Source organism: Oceanisphaera sediminis, from assembly GCF_039539745.1.
Classification (GTDB): domain Bacteria; phylum Pseudomonadota; class Gammaproteobacteria; order Enterobacterales; family Aeromonadaceae; genus Oceanimonas; species Oceanimonas sediminis.
This window is the reverse complement of the sequence record NZ_BAABDS010000008.1, coordinates 490-21,239: the sequence shown is the minus strand read 5'-3', so window position 1 is coordinate 21,239 and position 20,750 is coordinate 490. Positions and strand designations below refer to the sequence as shown.

14 protein-coding genes are annotated in these 20,750 nt (G+C 57.9%); 11 read left to right on the top strand and 3 right to left on the bottom strand.

Annotated features, from left to right (window positions below):
- Window positions 1-2 precede the first annotated feature (2 nt).
- From ppx to ABD827_RS03035, 3 genes are all read right to left on the bottom strand, one after another.
- Window positions 3-1,490 (bottom strand): exopolyphosphatase, encoded by a 1,488-nt coding sequence (gene ppx / locus ABD827_RS03045; RefSeq protein ID WP_344962229.1) that lies wholly within the window; start codon window positions 1,488-1,490, stop codon window positions 3-5.
- 7 nt (window positions 1,491-1,497) lie between these two features.
- The gene (ppk1, locus tag ABD827_RS03040; RefSeq protein WP_344962227.1) at window positions 1,498-3,552 is read right to left on the bottom strand and encodes a polyphosphate kinase 1; all 2,055 of its coding nucleotides are present in this window, start codon (window positions 3,550-3,552) and stop codon (window positions 1,498-1,500) included.
- A gap of 76 nt (window positions 3,553-3,628) precedes the next feature.
- Entirely contained in the window at window positions 3,629-4,129 is a 501-nt protein-coding gene (locus tag ABD827_RS03035) for a glycine cleavage system transcriptional repressor (protein ID WP_344962226.1), read from the bottom strand.
- 166 nt (window positions 4,130-4,295) lie between these two features.
- Between ABD827_RS03035 and ABD827_RS03030 the strand changes: the two genes are divergently transcribed.
- The 11 genes from ABD827_RS03030 to ABD827_RS02980 all read left to right on the top strand — a co-directional run.
- Window positions 4,296-6,527, top strand: coding sequence for an ABC transporter permease subunit (locus ABD827_RS03030; RefSeq protein ID WP_344962224.1), 2,232 nt, complete (start codon window positions 4,296-4,298; stop codon window positions 6,525-6,527).
- 14 nt (window positions 6,528-6,541) lie between these two features.
- Window positions 6,542-8,191: a phosphate ABC transporter permease PstA gene (gene pstA, locus ABD827_RS03025; protein WP_344962222.1), complete on the top strand. Its 1,650-nt coding sequence runs from the start codon at window positions 6,542-6,544 to the stop codon at window positions 8,189-8,191.
- 33 nt (window positions 8,192-8,224) lie between these two features.
- Complete coding sequence (pstB, locus tag ABD827_RS03020; protein WP_344962220.1) at window positions 8,225-9,043, top strand: phosphate ABC transporter ATP-binding protein PstB; 819 nt, start codon at window positions 8,225-8,227, stop codon at window positions 9,041-9,043.
- Window positions 9,044-9,057: 14 nt separating this feature from the next.
- Window positions 9,058-9,762: a phosphate signaling complex protein PhoU gene (gene phoU / locus ABD827_RS03015; RefSeq protein WP_344962314.1), complete on the top strand. Its 705-nt coding sequence runs from the start codon at window positions 9,058-9,060 to the stop codon at window positions 9,760-9,762.
- Window positions 9,763-10,126: 364 nt separating this feature from the next.
- Window positions 10,127-12,304: a malate synthase G gene (locus ABD827_RS03010; protein ID WP_344962218.1), complete on the top strand. Its 2,178-nt coding sequence runs from the start codon at window positions 10,127-10,129 to the stop codon at window positions 12,302-12,304.
- Between the two features lie 208 nt (window positions 12,305-12,512).
- Entirely contained in the window at window positions 12,513-13,898 is a 1,386-nt protein-coding gene (locus tag ABD827_RS03005; protein ID WP_344962215.1) for an MFS transporter, read from the top strand.
- Between the two features lie 118 nt (window positions 13,899-14,016).
- Window positions 14,017-14,175 carry a hypothetical protein gene (locus tag ABD827_RS03000; protein ID WP_344962213.1) on the top strand — a complete coding sequence of 53 codons (159 nt, stop codon included), beginning with the start codon at window positions 14,017-14,019 and terminating at the stop codon, window positions 14,173-14,175.
- A 176-nt stretch (window positions 14,176-14,351) separates the two neighbouring features.
- Window positions 14,352-15,371, top strand: coding sequence for an erythrose-4-phosphate dehydrogenase (epd, locus tag ABD827_RS02995; RefSeq protein ID WP_298723227.1), 1,020 nt, complete (start codon window positions 14,352-14,354; stop codon window positions 15,369-15,371).
- A 32-nt stretch (window positions 15,372-15,403) separates the two neighbouring features.
- The gene (gene pgk, locus ABD827_RS02990) at window positions 15,404-16,567 is read left to right on the top strand and encodes a phosphoglycerate kinase (protein WP_344962210.1); all 1,164 of its coding nucleotides are present in this window, start codon (window positions 15,404-15,406) and stop codon (window positions 16,565-16,567) included.
- Between the two features lie 68 nt (window positions 16,568-16,635).
- Window positions 16,636-17,715 carry a class II fructose-bisphosphate aldolase gene (fbaA, locus tag ABD827_RS02985; RefSeq protein ID WP_344962208.1) on the top strand — a complete coding sequence of 360 codons (1,080 nt, stop codon included), beginning with the start codon at window positions 16,636-16,638 and terminating at the stop codon, window positions 17,713-17,715.
- A gap of 214 nt (window positions 17,716-17,929) precedes the next feature.
- Window positions 17,930-20,750, top strand: a 2,821-nt coding sequence (locus ABD827_RS02980) for a retention module-containing protein (RefSeq protein WP_344962206.1), incomplete at its 3' end; no start/stop codon positions are given.

Sequence of the window (20,750 nt, the reverse complement as noted above, 5' to 3'; positions counted from 1 at the left end):
CATTACACCTTCATCAACTCCAGTTTCCAGTCGATCTTGGTCTGATAATCCCGCTCTCGCCGCAGTGTGGCCAGTAGCAGCGGATTATGCTCACACCAGTCGGCAGGCAGCCGCAGCCGTAATGCATCCTGCTCGCCCAACTCCAGCACCAGCGGGGGCAGGGCGTGGTTCTGACGGCGGCGGTGCAGTGCCACCGCCAGCCGCAGCAGGCGTACCAGGCGCCACAGCTGCGTTTCCGGCAGCGTGCCGAGCGGCTCCAGTTCCGACAACTTGAGCGCCTTGCGATGAAAGCGCACCAAGGCGGCCAGTATCTTTTGCTGTTCCAGGGTAAAACCGGGTAACTCGCTGTGGCGCAATATATAGGCGGAGTGACGATGAATACCGGTAAAGTTGATATGCAGCCCCACCTCATGCAGCCGGGCCGCCCCGGCCAGCAAGTCGGCGGACTCGTTATCCAGCTGCCAGCTGTCGCGCATTTGCTCAAATAATTCGAGGACGGTGGCGTTAACCCGCTCGGCCTGCCGGGTATCGACCGCATACTGACTGGCTAGCGCCTGCAGGGTACGGATTTGCACCGAGTGATGGTCGAGTCGGCCAAAGGCGCTATACAGCAGCCCTTCGCGCAGGGCGCCGTCGGAAAAGTCCATTCTTGCCAGATTCAGGCTTTGAAACAGGCCGAGCAGGATGGACAGACCGGCGGCGAGCAGCGGCTTGCGATCCTCGCCCAGCCCGCTGATGTTGACCCGGTCGATGTGACCGGCATTAATCATTCGGGCCCGAATATGCAGCAGGCCCGGCAAGTCGATGCACGACTCACCGGTGACGGCACTGCACATTTCCAGCAGCGTCTTGATGGTGCCGGAACACCCCAACACTCGCTCCCAGCCCAGGGCAAGATAAGCGCCCAGCTTGGGTGCCAGCAGGTACTGCGCCGCATCGGCCGCCTGCTGAAACTGCCGTTCGCTCAGCTTGCCATCGGCAAAATACCGTTGCGTGAAACTTACACAGCCCATGCCGTGGCTGGAGACCAGCCTGCAATCGAGCCCCTGACCGATGACCAGCTCGGTACTGCCACCGCCGATGTCGACAACCAGCACTCGGCCCTCAATCTGCTGGGTGTGGGCCACGCCCTGATAGATAAGGCGGGCTTCTTCATTGCCGCTGATGATGTCGATGGGAAAGCCCAGTATTCGGCGGGCCTGATGCAGAAAGTCGTCGGCGTTGGCGGCTTCGCGCAGGGTAAAGGTGGCCGCGACTCTTACTCGACTGGCAGGAAAGCCGCGCAGCCGTTCTGCAAACAGGGCCAGGCAGGCGAGGCCGCGCGCCATGGCCTCCTGACCGAGTTGTTGCTGTTCATTCAGTCCGTCGGCCAGCCGAACCCGTTCTTTTATGCGATCGACGATACGCAGGGTATTACCCTGATAGCGGGCGATGACCATGTGAAAGCTGTTGGAGCCGAGATCTATGGTGGCTACGTCGTGTTCGTCCATGAAAAAATTATCCCTCCAGGGCTTTCAGATAGTCATAGATAGCGGTCTGGGAGCGGATTTTACGCCGGTTACCTCTGTCCACGTAATGATTGTTTTGTGCCTGATCCAGCACCCGGGCCTTGGTGGTGTCGTTCAGCTGGATCTGCAGAATATCGATGATGCGGTCTTTCAGGATCGGATCCAGAATGGGCGTGGCCACCTCGATGCGAAAGTCGATGTTGCGGGTCATCCAGTCGGCGGAAGAAATATAGACTTTGGGCTGACCATTGTTGTGAAACACCAGCACCCGCGGGTGTTCCAGATGACGGTCGACGATGCTGATGGCGCGGATATTATCGCTGACGCCGGGCACGCCGGGCATCAGCGAGCACATGCCCCGCACTATGATGTCGATTTTGACCCCGGCCCGGCTGGCGCCGTAGAGGCGGTTGATCAGTCCCTTGTCCACCAGGTTGTTGATTTTGAGGGTCAGGGCCGCCGGCAGCCCCTGCTTGGCGTTGGCGATTTCGTTGTCGATCATGCTGTACAGGTTGCGCCGGGCATTGAGCGGCGACACCAGCAGATGATTGAACTTGACCCGGCGATAGGGCTGGCGGATAAAATCGAACACCGCCGCCACCTCGCTGGTGATCTCGGGGTTGGCGGTCAACAGCGAGAAATCCGTGTAGATTTTGGCTGTTTTCTCGTTGAAGTTGCCGGTGCCCACGTGGGCATATTGCACCAGCTGTTCATTCTCCCGGCGGGTGACCAGACACAGCTTGGAATGCACCTTGAGGCTGGGCACGCCAAACTCCACATCGATACCGGCGTCGGTCATGGTTTTGGCCCACTCGATGTTGGCGGCCTCGTCGAAACGGGCGCGCAACTCGATGACTACCGTCACCTTCTTGCCGTTGCTGGCCGCATCCATCAGTGAATAGATGATGCGCGACAGGCTGGCGACCCGGTAAACGTTCATCTTGATGCTGACCACCGCCGGATCGAACGACGCCTGGCGCACGAATTCGGTGACGTGGCTGAAGCTGTGATAGGGGAAATACAGCAGAATATCGCGCCGGCGGATGGCATCGAAGGAAGAGGGGCTGTCACGGAACTCCCGGCATTTCAGCGCCGGCAGCGGCTTGTTGACCAGATGACGGCGCCCTATGTTGGGAAAGCCGATAAAATCCTTGAAGTTGTGATAACGCCCGCCGGACATCACCGCATCGTGTCCCTGGATCCGGAGTTTTCGCACCAGGGTCTGCACCATTTCCGCCGGCATGTCCCGGTCGTGCACGAAGCGCACCGGCAGCGCCGTCAGCCGTTGCTTGAGGCCGTCGCTCATCTTTTCGAGCAGGCTCTGGTCGAGCTGATCGGACAGGTCGTATTCCGCATCCCGGGTCATCTTGAAGGAGTAGGCGTGAATGTCGTCATACTCGAAGAAACCGGCGAACAGCTCGTTGAGGCAAAGCCGGATCACGTTGTCCGTGATGATGATGCTTTTCTTGCGTCGGCTCTTGCCCGGGGGGAGCACCACGAAGCGGGGCAGTACATCGGTGGGAATTTCCACCAGCGCGTAATGACGCTCTTCGTTTTTTATCATGCCGACGCACAGGTAGGTATATTCATCCTTGAGGAAGCGGACCGGATCGATGTCGGCGCGCAGAATGATGGGCGACAGATAGGCGCGAATTTCATTGTCGAAATAGCGTTTGGCCCAGGCTTCCTGCTCGGGCTCGAGCTGAGACTCGTTGAGCAGAAAGATATTCTGCCGGGCCAGGGTGACGATCAGCTCCTTGTAGACTTCGTCGAAGGTGTCTCCCAGGGTGATGACCTTCTGCTGAATGTCGCGCAGCAGGGTGGCGGCGCCATTGGTCTTGCCCTGATCGGCGTCGATCATGATCTGACGCTTGATATCGGAAACCCGTACCCGAAAAAATTCGTCCTGGTTATTGGAGAAAATGCCCAGAAAGCGTACTCGCTCTATCAGCGGTACGCTCTTGTCCATGGCCTCCTGCAATACTCGCTCGTTGAACGACAGCCAGCTCAGTTCTTTTTGCAGATACCACTTGTCCGTACTCATTATTATTCCTGTCAGGCGGGTCAGTTCATGTTTTCCGCTCCTTTATGACAGATTCATATGACATTTTTATTACGACTCAAATGAGATCTATATCTACCACCAGATCGTCGCTGAGGGCCTCCAGCCGGGACTGTAAATCGCTCAGGGTCTGGCCGTGGGGCAGGGTGAGGGTACTGTTGGCCTCAAACAGCATGATGCCGGTAATGGGCGCCGGATGGCTGTCGGTCTTGAGGGTTTTCACGCTGATATTGAGCTGGTTCAGTATGTCGGTGACTTCATCGATGATGCCCAGCCGATCGTTGGCGGTGACCGTCAGCTTGAGCGTCTGCCCCTGCAGCGGCTGATGACTGCCTTCTACCAGCTGTACCTGAAAGTTGGGCAACTTGCCCAAAGCGTGACTCAGTGACTCTCTGTGCTCTTCCGGCACCCGTATTTCCACTATGCCGGCAAAGTAACCGGCCAGTTCGCTCATGGCGCTGGCCTGCCAGCTGCCGTGGTGTTGCTTGATAAGCGTGGCCAGTTGTTTGACCAGACCGGTTTTGTCGGGCCCTATCAGGGTGGCGACCAGAGTTTTCATGGGCTCTCTCCTTGTAAACATATACGGGTAAAAGGCATGACTGCCTGTTCAAGATAGATGGTTTCGATATTTTTTACCGCCATCCAGCTCACGCTTCATGGATGTAACAATACTGTCATTTATCTGCCATATACTGAGCGCAACTGGACATTTATCGAGGTGACTGATGTCAACCGAAACCCAAACTCTGGCGCTGTCGGGCAGCCGCAGACGCTGGTTTAAAGACCGGCTGGCGCACATAGGCGTGACCACCGGTGGCATACTGGTGCTGGTGGCGCTGCTGCTGATCTTCTTCTACCTGCTGTATGTGGTGAAGCCGATTTTTGATGATGCCCGGGTCGAACCGGGCCAGGAATTCAGTCTGGTCGAGTCTGCCTCCTCCATGGGCAACACGGTACTGCTGGGCGTTGAAGAGCAGAATGAGCTGGTATATCGCTTCAACGACAGGGGCGAGGTGAATTTTTACTCGCTACCCGAAAAAGGCAAGCGGATTTACAGCGTTCAGGTAGAAGGTGACGTGACCAGTGTCGCCCGTAACATCGGCGACAAAATGGTGGCCTATGGGTTTAACGACGGCCGGTTCATGGTGCTGTCGCCCAAATTCAACGTCAGTTACCCGGACAATGTGCGTACCATCAAGCCCGAAGTGGTGTTCCCCTTCGGCGAACAGCCGCTGGTGCTGGATGAGCAACAACGCTCCCTGAGTCAGCTCAGCATAGCGCGCAACGGCGACGATCTTGCGGCTGCCGCGCTCACCGCCGACGGTACCGGCGTGCTGACCCGCTTTGCCGGCAAGGAAAACTTCATCACCGGCGAAGTTGAACTCACGCCGACCCAGGTGACGATTCCGGGCTTGCCCGAGCAGGTGGATCAGCTGTTGCTGACCCCGAACCTGCGCTTTTTGTTCGTGCGCAGCGCCAACGAGGTTTATATCTATGACGTACGCAACATCAACAAGCTGCGTCTGCGCAATGTACTGACCATGAACGCCGTTGGCGGCAACATCAGCAGTCTGAGCCTGCTGTCCGGTGGCAATTCGCTGCTGGTAGCCAACGACAACGGCAAGGTGTCCCAGTGGTTCGAGGTCACCCGTGACGGCAAGCGCGAGTTCACCTTTATTCGGGAGTTCGAGGCCAATGGAACCATCGAGCAGATAACGTCCGAAGTGAACCGCAAGGGGTTCATTACCGCCTCGAGCAACGGTAGCCTGGATATTTTCCATACTACCGGCGGCACGCGTCTGTTCTCCGAAAAACTGGCCGGAGACCAGGTGTCGGCGTTGGCGATATCGCCCCGCAATTCCATGCTGCTGTTGCTGGAAGGCAACACCCTGTCCACTTTCCATGTGGAGAATGAGCACCCGGAAGTGACCTGGCGCGCCATGTGGACCAAGGTGTGGTACGAGGGCTATCCCGAGCCGCAGTATGTGTGGCAGTCCACCTCCGGCAGCAGCGATTTTGAGGCCAAACTGAGTCTGGTTCCCATCTCTTTCGGCACCATCAAGGCGGCCTTCTATGCGCTGTTGTTTGCGGTGCCTATCGCCGTTGCCGGTGCCGTTTATACCGCCTATTTCATGTCGTCGGGACTGCGCAAGGTGGTCAAGCCGACGGTGGAAATCATGGAAGCGCTGCCAACGGTGATCCTCGGTTTTCTGGCCGGTCTCTGGCTGGCGCCGCTGATTGAAACGCATCTGCCGGGCATGGTGATACTGCTGGTGATGCTGCCGCTGTCGATATTGCTGATGGCCTTTGTCTGGCATCACCTGCCCAAGCGCATCCGCAATGCGGTGCCCGAGGGCTGGCAATGCATTCTGTTGCTGCCGCTGGTGGTCCTGGTGGGCTGGATGTCCTTTGCCTTCAGCCCCCTGGTGGAAACCGTGTTTTTCGGTGGCAATGCCCGCAGCTTTCTCACCAACGAGCTGGGCATCGGCTTCGATCAACGCAACTCGCTGGTGGTCGGTATCGCCATGGGCTTTGCGGTGATTCCGACCATCTTCTCCATTGCCGAAGACGCGGTGTTCTCGGTGCCCCGCCACCTGACCAATGGCTCGCTGGCGCTGGGTGCCACCACCTGGCAAACCCTGACCCGGGTGGTGATGCTGACCGCCAGCCCCGGTATTTTCTCGGCGGTGATGATGGGCCTGGGCCGGGCCGTGGGCGAAACCATGATAGTGCTGATGGCCACCGGCAATACCCCGGTGATGGATTTCAGCATCTTCAACGGCATGCGTACCCTGGCCGCCAATATCGCGGTGGAAATGCCGGAAGCCGAGGTCAACAGCTCCCATTATCGGGTCTTGTTTCTGGCGGCGTTCGTATTGTTTGTTTTCACCTTCTTGTTCAACACGGTCGCGGAGTTTGTTCGTCAGCGACTGCGTGACAAATACAGCTCAATGTAAGGGCGGGACGACTCATGAGAAAATGGTTTAAATCGGGAGCGCCCTGGATCTGGATGACCGGCGGCGCGGTCAGTATCAGCCTGGTAGCGGTGCTGGGGTTATTGTTGCTGATTGGCTGGCGTGGTCTGACGTTTTTCTGGCCGCATGCCATCTACGAATGGCAGGTCAGCTCGCCGGCGGGGGAGCGTCAGACCGTCATCGGTGAAATTCATGATCGGGAAGTGGTGCCGGTGGCGCAGTTGCGCGGCGCAGGCCTGACACTGGAAGGCGTCACGTCCGAGACCCTGACCCGTTATCTGGTCAAGACCGGTAACCGGGAGTTTGTGCAGCTCGATTTTCGCTGGTTGCTGGAAACCGACATCGTTTCCCGCCAGGAGCCAACCGATGTGGTGGTGCTGGAGCGCTCTACTCACGGTAACTTCTACGGTTATGTCGAACGGGTGCTGGAAGGTGAGCGGCCGGTGGCCGGCGAGGTGCGCGAGCAGCTCAAGCAGCGTATCGAGCGGGTAAGTGAACTGAACAGCCAGATGAAGAGCCTGCAGCGGGGCGAAATCGGCACCATCAACTTCGAGCTGGAAAAGCTGCGTCTCAAGCAACGTCGACTGGAGCTGGACGGCGAGGCGACCGACGAGGCACTGGCCGAGATTCAGGCCGAAGAGCAACGGCTCAGAGCCGATTATCAGGTGCTGGAAAAGCAGCTGTTTGCCCTGCGTGAAGAAGCCCGCCGCGATAATGTGGTGGTGCGGGACATGCGTGGTGAAGAGGTCACGCTGTCATTGGGTCATGTGCTGGATGCCACCTGGCCCAACGACATGGGGCCGGTGGCCAAGGTACTGCACTGGTTCTCGCAAATCGGCAAGTTTGTCAGCGGCGAACCCCGTGAAGCCAATACCGAGGGCGGTGTGTTCCCGGCCATCTTCGGCACCGTGTTCATGGTGATCCTGATGGCCATTATCGTGACCCCGCTGGGGGTGGTGGCGGCCATTTATCTGCACGAGTATGCGGGCAAGAACAACCTGACCAAGATTATCCGCATTGCGGTGATCAACCTGGCGGGGGTGCCGTCCATCGTGTACGGGGTGTTCGGCCTGGGGTTCTTCGTCTACATGGTGGGGGGATCGCTCGATCAGCTGTTTTATCCCGAGTCGCTACCGACACCGACCTTTGGTTCGCCCGGCGTATTGTGGTCGGCGCTGACGCTGGCCATTCTGACCCTGCCGGTGGTGATTGTGTCTACCGAAGAAGGGCTGTCGCGCATTCCGAGCGCGGTACGCCAGGGCTCGCTGGCGCTGGGCGCCACCAAGGCGGAAACCCTGTGGCGCATCGTGATCCCCATGGCCAGCCCGGCCATCATGACCGGTCTTATTCTGGCGATTGCCCGGGCGGCGGGTGAAGTGGCGCCACTGATGCTGGTGGGGGTGGTGAAGCTGGCGCCCAGCCTGCCGGTAGATGGTAACTTCCCCTACCTGCATGTGGAGCGTAAATTCATGCACCTGGGCTTTCATATTTACGATGTGGGTTTTCAGAGCCCCAACGTCGAGGCGGCGCGACCACTGGTTTACGCCACCTCCTTCCTGCTGGTGACGGTGATTGTCGGTCTTAACCTGACCGCCATCGGTATTCGTAATCACCTGCGTGAAAAATTCCGCTCTCTTGATCAGTAAGTTCAGGGCAGCCCATCATTTTGAGGTAATAAGATGATTAATGTAGCAACCACCATGAACGAGGATGCGACCCTCGATCTCGGCAAACTGACCGACGAGCAGACGGCGCTTAAGATCCGTGACCTCAACCTGTTCTACGGCAGCAAGCAGGCGCTGTTCAACGTGGACATGAACATCGCCAAGGGCCAGGTGACCGCCTTTATCGGGCCGTCGGGCTGTGGTAAATCGACGCTGCTGCGCTGTATCAACCGCATGAACGATCTGGTGGACAACTGCCGCATCGACGGCGAAATTCTGCTGCACGATCAGAACATTTACGGCAAGGGCGTGGATGTGGCGGCCCTGCGTCGGCAGGTCGGCATGGTATTCCAGCGGCCCAATCCGTTCCCCAAGTCGATTTACGAGAACGTGGTCTACGGCCTGCGGCTGCAGGGCATCAACGATCGTCGTCGGCTGGACGAGGCGGTAGAGCGTTCATTGCGCGGTGCGGCGCTGTGGGATGAGGTCAAGGATCGTCTGCACGAAAACGCCTTTGGTCTGTCGGGCGGTCAGCAGCAGCGACTGGTGATTGCCCGGGCCATTGCCATCGAGCCGGAAGTGTTGCTGCTGGATGAACCGACCTCGGCGCTGGATCCGATCTCGACGCTGGTGATTGAAGAGCTGATCAGCACCCTCAAGCAACAGTTCACCGTGGTGATCGTGACCCACAACATGCAGCAGGCGGCGCGGGTATCGGATCATACCGCCTTCATGTACATGGGCGAGCTGATAGAATATACCGATACCAATACCCTGTTCACGACGCCGGCCAGGAAAAAGACCGAAGATTATATTACCGGCCGCTACGGTTAAGGAGCACAGCGATGATGGACAACAACAATCTCAAGAAACACATTTCCGGCCAGTTCAATAGCGAGCTGGAAGGTGTTCTGAACCAGGTACTGGTGATGGGCGGTCTGGTGGAGCAACAGCTGACCGACGCCATTACCGCCATCCACAAGCAGGATCTGGACATGGCCCGGCAGATAGTGGCCAACGATCACAAGGTGAACGGCCTCGAGGTGCAGATCGACGAAGACTGCACGCGAATCATCGCCAAACGCCAGCCGGCGGCCTCGGATTTGCGACTGGTACTGGCGATCATCAAGACCATTACCGATCTGGAACGCATCGGCGATGTGGCCAAACGTATCGGCATGATGCTGCTGGATAACGCCAACAAGAAGCAGCCACCGCTGGTGTCGATGGAAAACATGGGGCGACGTACCGTCAAAATGCTGCATGACGCGCTGGATGCCTTTGCCCGCATGGACGTGGAAGCGGCGATAGAAGTACACAAGGAAGACTCCAAGGTCGATCGGGAATATGAGTCGATCATTCGCGAACTGATGACCTTCATGATGGAAGATCCGCGTTCTATCCCGCATGTGCTGAATGTGCTCTGGTGCGCGCGCTCGCTGGAACGGGTAGGGGATCGGGTACAGCATATCTGTGAATACATCATTTATTTCGTCAAGGGCAAGGATGTGCGTCACACCAGCGACGAAGACATTCACAGCATGCTGGATTGATAATAAACGATTGTTTCAGCTCGGCCGGGCTTGCTTTCGGTTGCTTGAAAACGCGCATTGGCGCGTTTTTTTGTGCGAGCCATATAGCCAGGATCGTCTTGCCATAATCCTGCTCAGGACAGCGCCTGCGGCAGAGGTGGATGAACTTAACCGGAGCTCTGTGGACATTTATATCATTGAATTATATGTAATATTATAAAACAAATGACTTTTTATGCACAATTTGTAAAGATCATGTGAGTACTCATTGCAATTCCACTTTGCCTCTGCCTCCCTTCACGAGGTAAACTGTCGCTCCCAAGCGATTAGGGTTAGTGATCGGTCTTAAACATAACTACTGACAACTAGAATAGAAGAAGCAACTATGACGGAACGTACTCACCTCGGCACTTTGCAAGTCGCTACCGTTCTTCATGATCTGGTAGTAAATGAAATCATCCCCGGTACTGGCGTTGAGCCGGCCGACTTCTGGGCCGGTATGGAACAGATCGTTAACGATCTGGCTCCGAAGAACCGTGCTCTGCTGGAAAAACGGGATCAGCTGCAACAGCAAATCGACCAATGGCACCAGGCCCATGCCGGCCAGACCTTCGATGCGGCGACCTACAAGCAGTTTCTGACCGACATCGGTTATCTGCTGCCGGCCGTTGACGATTACAAGGTCACCACCACCAACGTGGATGCCGAACTGGCAACCCTGGCAGGTCCTCAGCTGGTAGTACCGGTCAACAATGCCCGTTACTGCCTGAACGCCGCCAACGCACGTTGGGGCAGCCTGTACGACGCCCTGTATGGCAGCGACGCCATTCCCGAAACCGATGGTGCCGAAAAAACCAAGGCATTCAATCCGCGCCGTGCCGAAAAAGTCATCGCCTGGGGCCGCAACCTGCTGGATCAGGCCGCACCACTGGCCAATGGCAGCCACGCCGATGCCACTGGCTATCGGGTCGTTGATGGTCAGCTGCAGGTCACCCTGGTAAACGGTGAGACAACCACTCTGGCCGACGCCGACAAGTTTGCCGGTTACAATGGCGACTCCGCCACTCCGGCCGCCGTACTGGTGCGTAACAACGGCCTGCACATCGAACTGCAGTTCGATGCCAGCAACCCGGTTGCCCAGCTGGACAAGGCCGGTATCAAGGATCTGATCGTTGAAGCCGCGCTGTCCACCATCATGGACTGTGAAGACTCCGTTGCCGCCGTTGACGCCGAAGACAAGGTCGGTGTGTATCGCAACTGGCTGGGCCTGATGAAAGGTACCCTGACCCAGACGGTACAGAAAGGCGACAGGGAAATCGTTCGCAGCTTGAACCCGGATCGCGAATACCTGAGCCCCCAGGGTGAAAAATTCAGCCTGCACGGCCGCAGCCTGTTGTTCGTGCGTAACGTGGGTCACCTGATGACCAACGAAGCGGTGCTGGACAAAGACGGTAACGAAGTGCCGGAAGGCATTATCGACGGCCTGGTAACCTGTCTGATCGCTATTCACGATCTGAAAGGCAGCGGCACCGTTAAAAACTCCCGTACCGGCAGCGTTTATATCGTTAAGCCCAAGATGCACGGTCCGGAAGAAGTGGCCTTTGCGGTGGAGCTGTTCGAGCGCGTCGAGCAGGTACTGGGTCTGGCCAGGAATACCCTGAAAGTGGGTATCATGGACGAAGAGCGCCGTACCAGTGCCAACCTGAAAGCCTGTATCTATGAGGCTCGCGAACGTGTTGTGTTCATCAACACCGGTTTCCTGGACCGTACCGGTGATGAAATTCACACCAGCATGGAAGCGGGCCCGGTGGTACGCAAGGGCAACATGCGCAAGCAAGCCTGGATCAGCGCCTACGAAAACAACAACGTAGACATCGGTCTGGCTGCCGGCCTGCAGGGCAAGGCACAAATCGGCAAGGGCATGTGGGCCATTCCCGACAACATGGCCACCATGCTGGAGACGAAAATCGTACACCCGCTGGCCGGTGCCAACACCGCCTGGGTGCCGTCCCCGACTGCTGCCGTACTGCATGCTACCCATTATCATCAGGTGAACGTGAAGGCGCGTCAGGATGAGCTGAAGTCCCGCAAGCCCGCCAGTCTGGATGACCTGCTGACCATTCCTCTGCTGACCCGGGCCGATAAAGACGCCCTGACTGCAGAAGAGATCCAGAACGAGCTGGATAACAACGCTCAGGGTATCCTCGGCTATGTTGTGCGCTGGATTGATCAGGGTGTGGGTTGTTCCAAGGTGCCGGACATCAACGATGTTGGCCTGATGGAAGACCGCGCTACGCTGCGTATTTCCGCTCAGCACATCGCCAACTGGCTGCGTCACGGCATTCTGAGCAAGGAGCAGGTGATGGAGTCCATGCAGCGCATGGCCGGCATCGTCGACCAGCAGAACGCCGCCGACCCGCTGTATAGCAACATGGCGCCGGGCTTCGATGGCATCGCCTTCAAAGCCGCCTGTGCCCTGGTATTCGAGGGCGCGACTCAGCCCAGCGGTTATACCGAACCCCTGCTGCACGCGTATCGTCGCAAGCTGAAAGCCCAGGACTGATACTTTCCCTGCTGCTGACAAGCTGCTGCTAAAAATCCCCGGCCAGTCCGGGGATTTTTTTGCCTGTTCGCCGCTCAAAAAACTCATGAGCCCATGTTTTATAATCGTGATCGAAGCCGGATAAAAAAGAGTATCTTTGCTGTTAACCATGGGGGTTTCCTGTCAATCTGACGGCAACCTCATCCAGTTATTTTCACAGCGGTCGTTCATGATCAAACGTCTGGTTATCTCGCTTTCTGCCCTGATTTTCAGTGTGTTCCTGTTGATGGGGGGGAACACCTTCGTCATGACCCTGCTCGGGGTAAACCTGGGGCTCCGGGGGGTTGAGCCGACGCTGATCGGCAGCATCATGGTGTGTTATTCGGTGGGTTTTGTACTCGGCTCCCTGTATGGCCCCCGGGTGATCAAGCGGGTGGGTCATATTCGAGCCTTTGCCGTGTTCAGTGCCTTTCTGGCCAGCTCCACCCTGATTTTTCCATTGACCGACAGCATCTGGGTGTGGGCGCTGTTGCGTGCCTTTGCGGGTATCGCGGTCGCCGGTAGCTTTGTGGTGATTGAAAGCTGGTTCAGTGCCGTAGCCACCAATGAATACCGGGCGACGCTGTTTTTTACCTATCAGATTTGTACCTATCTGGCGGCAACCGCTGGCCAGTTGCTGATTGGCCTGACCGATCCGGCGGCCTTTGTGCCCTTTACCCTCGGGGCCATCGTGCTGACCGCCGCATTGGTGCCGCTGTCGCTGAGCCGGGTAGAAGCGCCAACCATAGAGCACAATGAGCGCATCAGCGTGAAAGCCATTATCAAGGATGCGCCGGTAGGACTACTGGCGGCCTTGTGCAGCGGCGTCCTGATCAGCAGCTTCTATTCGATGGCGCCTGTTTATGCCATTGAGGTTGGATTGCCGGTGAACCAGTTGTCTTATTTCATGGCGGCTTCGGTCTTTACCTTTATTCTGTTCGCCTGGCCACTGGGCCGGTTATGTGATCGGCTGGATCGCAGCAAAATCATGGTCTGGCTCAATACCATGGTGGTTGGCAGTGCGCTGGGCGTGGTGTTTATGGGTCACATGAACCTCTGGTTACTGATCGGCTTTTCTTCACTCTATATGGGCATGGTGGCGGCTATCTATCCGGTGGCGGTGGCGATCACCAACGACCGCATCGAGGCCCATCATATCGTGGCGGCCAGCACCACCCTGTTGCTGAGTTACGGTCTGGGCAGCACCCTTGGGCCGCTGTTCAGCTCCAGCATGATGACCTGGCTCGGCGCGCAGGGGCTGTATTACGGTTGTGCGGGGGTGGCGCTGCTGCTGGGAACCTATACCTGGATCTGGCAGTGGCGCAGTACTTCGGTGCCGGTGCAGGAGCAGGCCCACTATATTCAGACCCCGGCGGAAACGGCCGGTATCATTGTCGAGCTGGATCCTCGAAACGAAGAATTTGTGGATGTGCCGATGGAAGAGGTGTTCCCGTATCTGGAAGCCGAGGAAATTGCCGAAGCGCAGGCCAGCCAGATGGAGCTGGACTTGTCCGAGCCTGAGCCCGAACCCCGGCTCGAGAGTGAGCTAGAAGAGCCATTGCTGGTGCCGCACTGAGTTGCGACAGCACCACACCTGTTATGCAGCACTGCTTATTCCGTCATAAAACCGTCAACCGGGGATGCTAGCGTGTAACGACCAACTTGAACTTTGTTGCACCAGCGAGGACAAGATCATGGATTATAGGCCGCAGATAATACCCCACCTGTCGTTACCGCCTTGCCTGTCGGCGGCGGATGACTGTTACCCGGCGCAGTTGCTGTGCTGGTTGCAGCACCAGGCCGACAACTCCCTTCAGGCCAACCGGCGAGAAATCGAGCTGGAAGGCGTTTGATCCCCCCGTTTTGATGACTTCCCCGGCGGCCCAGGCGCCGGGGTTTTCCTTTTTAGGGCGCCATCACTTACCCAGCCATTCCCCTTGGTTTCAATCCCCGTTAGACTTGTGCCTGACTTGAGTACCGGAAGGGAAATGCCCGGTGCTGCCATTATGCCCAGCAGGAACAAGTGTAAATGATTCGACTCGCCATCAACGGCTACGGCCGCATCGGACGCAGTGTATTACGGGCTTTTTACGAACGTGATCTGCACCGGTATATGAAGATCGTCGCCATTAACGAACTGGCCGAGCCAGACGCCATGGCCCACCTTACCCGCTACGACTCCAGCCACGGACGCTTCGGTCGTGAAGTGACGCTGTTGCCGGGTGCCTTTGAAATTGAAGACGATATCATTCGCCTATGCCATGAGCCCGATCCTGCCCGCTTACCCTGGGCCGAGCTGGGCGTCGATCTGGTGCTGGAATGCACCGGCGTTCTGTCCAGCCGGGCCGATGCCCGGTTGCACCTGCAGGCCGGCGCCAAAAAGGTGCTGTTTTCCCACCCGGGTGACAACGACCTGGACGCCACCATCGTTTATGGCGTCAATCATCAGCAACTGACCGGTAACGAGACCATCGTCTCCAACGCCTCCTGTACCACCAACTGCGTGGTGCCGGTGATCGAGACGCTGCACCGGGAGTTCAATATCAAATGCGGCAACATCACCACCATTCACTCGGCGATGAACGACCAACAGGTGATTGATGCCTATCATGCCGATCTGCGCCGCACCCGCGCCGCCAGCCAGTCGATCATTCCGGTAGACACCAAGCTGGCCAAGGGCGTTGAGCGCATACTGCCGCACTTTGCCGGCAAGTTCGAGGCCATTTCGGTGCGAGTACCCACCATCAACGTGACCGCCATGGATCTGAGTGTGATTGTGGAGCATCCGGTCACGGTCGAGGCGGTCAACCGGGTATTGCGCGAAGCCGCCGCCGGGCCACTCAAGGGCATTCTCGGCTACACCGAGGCGCCGCTGGTGTCGGTGGATTTCAATCACGATCCCCATTCGTCCATCATCGATGGCACCCAGACCCGGGTCAGTGACGCCAACCTGATCAAGATGCTGATGTGGTGTGATAACGAATGGGGTTTTGCCAATCGCATGCTGGATACCAGCCTGGCCTGGCTGAAGCCGGCCGACCTGTTTTAACAACACTAATAATGCAATATAGAGGACGCCTTATGTCTGTCATCAAAATGAATGAACTCGACTTGTCCGGCAAGCGGGTGCTGATCCGTGCCGATTTGAACGTGCCGATCAAAAACGGTGTCGTCGGCTCCGATGCCCGTATTCTGGCGTCACTGCCCACCATTGAAACGGCGCTGGCTCAGGGCGCCCAGGTCATGGTGACCTCTCACCTCGGACGCCCCACCGAAGGTGAATACGCCGACGAGTTCTCGCTGCAACCGGTGGTGAATTATCTGCAGAAAGCCTTATCTGTGCCGGTTCGTCTGGCCAGGGATTACCTGGACGGCGTAGCGCTGGCGGCCAATGAACTGGTAGTTTTGGAAAACGTGCGCTTCAACAAAGGTGAGAAAAAAGACGACGAGACCCTTTCTCGCCAGTACGCCGCCCTTTGTGATGTGTTCGTGATGGATGCCTTTGGAACCGCCCACCGGGCCCAGGCCTCCACCCATGGCGTGGCCAAATTTGCCCCCGTGGCTTGCGCCGGCCCCTTGCTGTCTGCCGAGCTGGACGCCCTGGCCAAGGCGCTGGATAATCCCGCCCGGCCGTTGGTGGCGGTAGTGGGTGGCTCCAAGGTTTCTACCAAGCTGACCGTGCTGGAATCCCTGTCCGGTATCGCCGATCAGCTGGTGGTGGGCGGCGGTATCTCCAATACCTTTGTGGCCGCTGCCGGTCACAACGTGGGCAAGTCGCTGTATGAAGCGGATCTGATCCCGGAAGCCAAGCGACTGATGGCCAAGTGTGACATTCCGCTGGCGACCGACGTGCGCACCGCCACCGAATTTTCCGACACCGCAGCGGCGACGCTCAAGAATGTGTCCGAGGTGGCTGACAACGAGCAGATCCTGGACCTGGGTGACGCGTCGGCCGAGCAGCTGGCCGAGATCCTGAAAAATGCCAAGACCATCATCTGGAACGGCCCCGTGGGGGTATTCGAGTTTGAAAACTTCCGCCGTGGCACCGAGATTGTGGCCCAGGCCATTGCCGAGAGCGACGCCTTCTCCATCGCCGGTGGTGGTGACACCCTGGCGGCCATCGACTTGTTCGGTATCAAGGACCAGATTTCCTATATCTCTACCGGTGGCGGCGCCTTCCTGGAGTTTGTAGAAGGCAAGACGCTGCCGGCGGTGGCCATGCTTGAGCAACGCGCGCGTGGCTAATTCAGGTTATTGATTCAAATCGGCCGGCACGGGTTGCCGGCCGAACGCTTTCCAACAGGAGCAAGATAATGTCTCAGAAGATTTTAGATGTGGTACAGCCGGGTGTGGTCAGCGGCGACGATATGCAGAAGATTTTTGCCATCGCCAAAGAACAGGAATTTGCCCTGCCGGCGGTAAACGTGGTGGGCACCGAGTCGGTAAATGCCGTGATGGAAGCCGCCGCCAAGGTCAAGGCCCCGGTGGTGGTGCAGTTTTCCAACGGCGGCGCCGCCTTTTTCGCCGGCAAGGGCCTGAAGCTGGAAGGCCATCAGGCTGCCATTCTGGGTGCCATTTCCGGTGCACGTCATGTGCATGCGCTGGCCGAAGCCTACGGGGTGCCGGTTATTCTGCATACCGATCACGCTGCCAAGAAGCTGCTGCCCTGGATTGATGGTCTGCTGGATGCCGGCGAGAAGCACTTTGCCGAAACCGGCAAGCCGTTGTTCAGCTCGCACATGATTGATCTGTCGGAAGAAAGCCTGGAAGAAAACATCGAGATCTGCGCCCGGTACCTGGCGCGCATGAGCAAAATCGGCATGACCCTGGAAATCGAACTGGGTTGCACCGGCGGTGAGGAAGACGGCGTCGACAACACCGGTATGGACAGCTCGCTGCTCTATACCCAGCCGGAAGACGTGGCCTATGCCTACGAAAAACTGAGTGCCATCAGCGACAAGTTCACCATTGCGGCCTCTTTCGGTAACGTGCACGGGGTATACAAGCCGGGCAACGTCAAGCTGACGCCGCAGATCCTGGATAACTCCCAGAAGCATGTGTCCGAAAAATTCGGTTTGCCGGCCAAGTCGCTGAACTTCGTGTTCCACGGTGGCTCCGGCTCTTCCGCCGAAGAAATCAAGGAGTCCATCGGTTACGGTGTGATCAAGATGAACATCGACACCGACACCCAGTGGGCAACCTGGGCCGGCGTGATGGCGTATTACAAGGACAAGCAGGATTACCTGCAGGGTCAGATCGGCAACCCGGACGGTGACGACAAGCCCAACAAAAAATATTACGACCCGCGAGCTTGGCTGCGTGAAGGTCAGAACAGCATGATTGCTCGCCTGGAGCAGGCATTCAAAGAGTTGAATGCGGTTGATGTGTTGTAACTAGCTAATTGTTTATCTTTTCAAAATACCGGCCTCGTGCCGGTATTTTTGTTTTACCCGATAACGGTGGGGTAAAACTGAGCATTCATTCTAAAAAATAGAAATAACAGGGTGAAGACTCGTAGGAATACTTCGATAAAACAGGATAGAAGGCTTCAATCGCGACCTATAAGATTGTAGTCATAAAAAATCGTATCCGTCACGGGAGTGAAACATGGCACAAGTGCAACAAGCAGCAACGATCACCGTTTTGGTCGGTAAGGCTTTCATGCTGAATGAAAGCGGTGACAAAGTGGCTTTGAAGCAGGGTGATATGCTTCCTCCCGGCAGTGTCATCATGACAGAAGCGGGCAGCAGCCTGGTCGCCATGGGTGATGACTTCAGGTTGCAGCTGAATGAAAACAGCCTGACGGAAATTCCCCGCGAGCAACTTGAACTGGCGTCTGCTCCTCTCGTATTAAGCAACGCCGAAAATGATGTTGCCGCGATGCAGGCCGCCATCTTGCAGGGCCAGGATCCTACCCAGGCTTTTGAAGCCGCGGCCGCAGGCCTGACACAGAATATATCCAGCAGTATCGGTAGTCTGAACGGCAGCGGTAATGGCGGCTTTGTGCAAATTTTTCGTACCGGAGACAGCCGTATTGCCGAAGCCGGATTTGATACCGGTGTGGCGCAGGATACGTTTGAAAATGAACAACCGGAGCAAGGAGCAGAAGGCGGCGGAACGGTTCCACGTAATGCTGTGATCACCTTGAGTACGTCCGATACCGTGGCGGAAGGTGGCCTTATTACCGTTTTTGCCAATGTGGATATTGCTTCAGAGACCGAGCTGCAAATTACCCTGAACAACGGTCAGGTTATTATCATCCAGGCTGGTGAAACGACAGGCAGCGTGACGTTTGAAAGTCGCCCCGATGATGCCTACGCACAGGGCGACGAAACACTGAACCTGGGTATCAGTAATGTTCAGGGGGGTAATTACGATACCCTCGATACCAGCTCTACGACCCAGACTACCCAGCAGGATGATGCCGACGTCACCACCGTGATCCTGACAGCACCGGAGCAGGTAACCGAAGGCGAGGCTATCACCATTACGGCGACGGTCGATCGGGCCCCGGCAACGGATCTGATCCTGACCCTGAGCAACGGGGAAACCATCACCATCGCGGCCGGTGAGAGCGCCGGCAGCGTCAGCGTTGCCAGTCGTCCGGACGATGGCTTCAACCAGTCGGACGGCACGGTGGCCGTGAGCATCACCGGCAGCACGGGCGGCAACTTCGAGAGCCTGAACACCAGAAGCACCGCCAGCACCCAGGTGGTGGACGATGCCGACGTCACCACCGTGACCCTGACAGCACCGGAGCAGGTAACCGAAGGCGAGGCCATCACCATTACGGCGACGGTCGATCGGGCCCCGGCAACGGATCTGATCCTGACCCTGAGCAACGGGGAAACCATCACCATCGCGGCCGGTGAGAGCGCCGGCAGCGTCAGCGTTGCCAGTCGTCCGGACGATGGCTTCAACCAGTCGGACGGCACGGTGGCCGTGAGCATCACCGGCAGCACGGGCGGCAACTTTGAGAGCCTGAACACCAGCAGCACCGCCAGTACACAGGTCGTGGATGATACGGACACCACGACGCTGACGTTCGATAACATCACCGTCAACGAAGGCAGTGGCACGGCCACCGTCACCGGTACCTTGAGCCAACCGGCGGGCACGGCCTTCACCGTGACCCTGAGCAACCAGGCGACCCTGAGCTTTGCCGCGGGGGCGACCGAGGCGGTCTCTACGCCGTTCGCCATTCAGGGCGATGACGTCTATCAGGACGGTGAAACGATCACCGTGAGCGTCACCGATGCCGGTGCGCATGACTTTGAGAGCCTGGACATCAGCGACAGCGCCACCGTGACGGTGGCCGACACCGTCGACACCACGACGCTGACGTTCGATAACATCACCGTCAACGAAGGCAGTGGCACGGCCACCGTCACCGGTACCTTGAGCCAACCGGCGGGCACGGCCTTCACCGTGACCCTGAGCAACCAGGCAACCCTGTTCTTTGCGGCCGGGGCGACCGAGGCGGTCTCTACGCCGTTCGCCATTCAGGGCGATGATGTATATCAGGACGGTGAAACGATCACCGTGAGCGTCAGTGACGCCGGTGCGCACAACTTCGAACAGCTGGACATCAGCGACAGCGCCACCGTGACGGTACAAGACACCCCCGATCACACCACGCTGACCCTGGGTGACATCACCGTCGCCGAAGGCAGCCGCAGCGCTACCCTGATCGGCACCCTGAGCCAGCCGGCCGGTCAAGCCTTCACCGTGACCCTGAGCAACGGCGCCACCCTGAGCTTTGCCGCCGGGGCCACCGCGGCCACCTCCAGTGAATTTGCCATTCAGGGCGACGATGTTTATCAGGACGGTGAAACGATCACCGTAAGTGTCACCGATCAGGGGGACCACGACTTCGAGCAGCTGGTGAGCAACAGCGCCACCGTGACGGTACAAGACACTCCCGATCACACCACGCTGACCCTGGGCGACATCACGGTCGCCGAAGGCAGCGGCACGGCCACCCTGATCGGCACCCTGAGCCAGCCGGCCGGCAGCGCCTTCACCGTGACCCTGAGCAACGGCGCCACCCTGAGCTTTGCCGCCGGGGCAACCGCGGCCACTTCCAGTGAATTTGCCATTCAGGGTGACGACGTCTATGTCGACGGCGAGCAGCTGACCGTCACGGTCACCGATCAGGGTGACCATGACTTCGAGCAGCTGGTAAGCAACAGCGCCACCGTGATCGTACAAGACACTCCCGATCACACCACGCTGACCCTGGGCGACATCACGGCCGCCGAAGGCAGCGGCACCGCCACCCTGACCGGTACCCTGAGCCAACCGGCGGGCAGCGCCTTTACCGTGACCCTGAGCAACCAGGCGACCCTGTTCTTTGCGGCCGGAGCGACCGAGGCGGTCTCCACGCCGTTCGCCATTCAGGGCGACGACGTGTATCAGGACGGGGAGA